The following is a 2,521-nucleotide window of genomic DNA, read 5'->3' on the forward strand; positions in this document are numbered from 1 at the left end:
ACATAGGTACCAGTTTAATTTAAAGCCTTCTCTTTTTAATATCAATCTTAACCTATGGAAATCTAAACCAGTTTCACTTTCTATATCACTAAAAGTGGCACCTCTATTTAATTTATCAATTATTTGTATCGCCGTTATCTCTTCTTCAGTTTTTTTAGACTCTTTTCTCTCATCTTTTAATTCATTTGAGTTAACCTTAATATTAATCGTATCTAAAACCCATATTTTACTTGTTTTATCTAAATGATAACCTTTTTTCTCTATTTTTCTACGAAGCTCGTCAGCAAAAAGAAGTCTTTCCTTTTTATTTCGCATATAATTATTACTTAAATCATATATAGTTTTTCCTTTGTTTAACTCAGAAATAATGTATTCATAGAACTTATCTTCTGATAATTTAGTCCATGTTTTAAAAAAAGAGTCGAATCGGTACCCGGCTCCTTTAATAGCGTTACTAATTTGAACAACCTGCAATCCATCAGACTTAGCTATTTTAACAAAACCCTCACCAGAATTAAGGCGGTTTATTATTCGATCTAGTTGAATTTTATTATAAGGAGTCTCATTATTCCCATTTTCATACACTTTGTTATCCTGACTGTAGTTTTTTTCCAACTTATTTTTCTTCGATTCCCATCTATTTAAAACTTCGCTGAAATAATAACCCTGTTCTTCTAGTTTTGAATGAAGTGTCTCACCAGAAATATTAAAATCTTTTAATATAGCCTTCTCTGATTTCCCTTCATTCAATTCAGAAACAACCATAGAATAATCAATTTCTTCCTTGTTATTAATAAACTCGTTTACAATACCTAATATATCCATAAATAGTTACTCCACCTTTTTCAGGATGGTAGGTGTAAAGCTACCTTCTTGAAAGATAATTATTTAATTGAATATCATATCTGCAATACCTTTAAGGTTTCTTTCCTGTTCAGTTGTATCATTTTCCATACTCATAATAAAGTCGAAATAATTATTAACAACAAGTTTGGGTTGTTCTAATAAAACTTGCTCAATAATTTCAATACCCCCAGCAGCATACTCCTCAAAAATATTGAGCTTCTTATCAAAAGTCTCAGCATCATCCCTAAGAATATCTATATCTTGTGTTTCTGAAAGTGCTACCATGTTTATCATTGGTTCATCTGTATCTAAATTAAAATTGTCCCATAACAATCCTTCTGCTGTGGCAGAGAACTGCTTTCTCTTCTTCTCAAGAAAGCCAACAGTTCCAGCAATCATAAATACCTCTTTATATGATGCGAAAATACCAAATTCATCCCTATCAGTTAACTTTCTGTAAATAGAGTCTTGATCCTTTGGCCTCTTAATTCTTCTGTGAATCATATTAAATTACCTCCTTAACACTTGTGAACTCATAAGGTTTGTCTTTATTAATTCTAGGGTCATTATAAACTAATCTATATTCTCTACCTATTAAACTATTCATTTGCTCTTCTACCTCCCCCTTCCACTGCGATGTAGAAACGATAACTATAAGTTGGTCTGCTAATTTATAAATACCTTTCCCGATTCTTTTTCTATGGTCTGAGTCAAGAGCACCAAAAGGGGAATCCATTACTATAGGATAAATGCCCCCTTCTTCAAACTTATTCTTAATTTCTTTTTTATATTGCTCCCTCGCTATATCTACAATAGCTCCAATAAATGAAAGACTTGTAATTTGACGCTCTCCCTGGGACATTCCAACGAGATTGCCTTTGCTATTTACAACTCTTAACTCATAACTATCTGAAAGTTCAATACTAAAATCCTTACGTAAGAATTGAGAGTATACTTTGTTTATCTTTTCATGAAGTTGAGATTTTACTAAAGATTCTCTTATTTCTAGAATATCTTTCATAACCTCTTCTAAAGTTTCGCATACTTCAACTCTCTTATTAGTTAACTTTGCTTTATCGGCCTGATTTTGAGCTTTAGATTGTTCTACTTTTTTTTCTTTTAGTTTTTTTTCAATACTTTTCAATTCATTTTCTATTGCCCCAATTTTTTTTAGCAAATCATTTTTTTGTTGACTTAACTTTTGACGTCTTGTTTCTAATTCACTTATTTCCTCAGAATCTTTTTCTGATAATTTTAAACCAATTTCTTCAATTTCTTCGTTTAGTTTTTTTCTAATTTGTATTTTACTTATTTCAATTGCCTTTAGCTGTCTTAATTCTTTGAAAAGAGTTTCCTTCCGCTCTTTTATTTTCCCAACAGCCATTAAAGAGTCCATAACTTTTTGCTCTACCGGTGTAGTATTAGTTAACTTTTTTATCTCAACTAAATGATGATAGTGAGGAGTGTGTTCTTTGATAGTTGTACCACAAATACATTTTTGTTCTTCAATCAGTTGATCAATAAATGTAGCCTCAATACCATAGATATGGTCGTCACTCTTCTTTTCCTTTAAGATTTTTTCAGCTTTATGAATTGCAGGAAAACTGAATGCTAAATAGCCTTTTTTAGTCATTAATTCAATAATCTCTTTTTGTACATCTTGAATTTCATTTTT

The 2,521-nt window shown here is 30.5% G+C and carries 2 protein-coding genes and 1 pseudogene; all 3 read right to left on the reverse strand.

Going from position 1 to position 2,521, the window contains the following annotated elements:
- A partial coding sequence (locus V7112_RS06320; RefSeq protein ID WP_335416850.1) for a hypothetical protein occupies positions 1-825 on the reverse strand: 825 nt, incomplete at its 3' end.
- A gap of 63 nt (positions 826-888) precedes the next feature.
- Positions 889-1,350, reverse strand: a complete 462-nt coding sequence (locus V7112_RS06325) for a DNA phosphorothioation-associated protein 4 (RefSeq protein ID WP_335416852.1) — start codon at positions 1,348-1,350, stop codon at positions 889-891.
- Between the two features lies 1 nt (position 1,351).
- Positions 1,352-2,521 (reverse strand): annotated as a pseudogene (locus V7112_RS06330) (hypothetical protein); the annotation flags it as partial.

The sequence above is a fragment of the Bacillus sp. JJ1566 genome, assembly GCF_036962685.1.
Taxonomy (GTDB): Bacteria; Bacillota; Bacilli; order Bacillales; family Bacillaceae_L; genus Ferdinandcohnia.

Bases quoted from the DNA above. Each gene is read 5' to 3' on its own strand.
- V7112_RS06325 (WP_335416852.1), bottom strand. From the start codon at position 1,350: ATGATTCACAGAAGAATTAAGAGGCCAAAGGATCAAGACTCTATTTAC.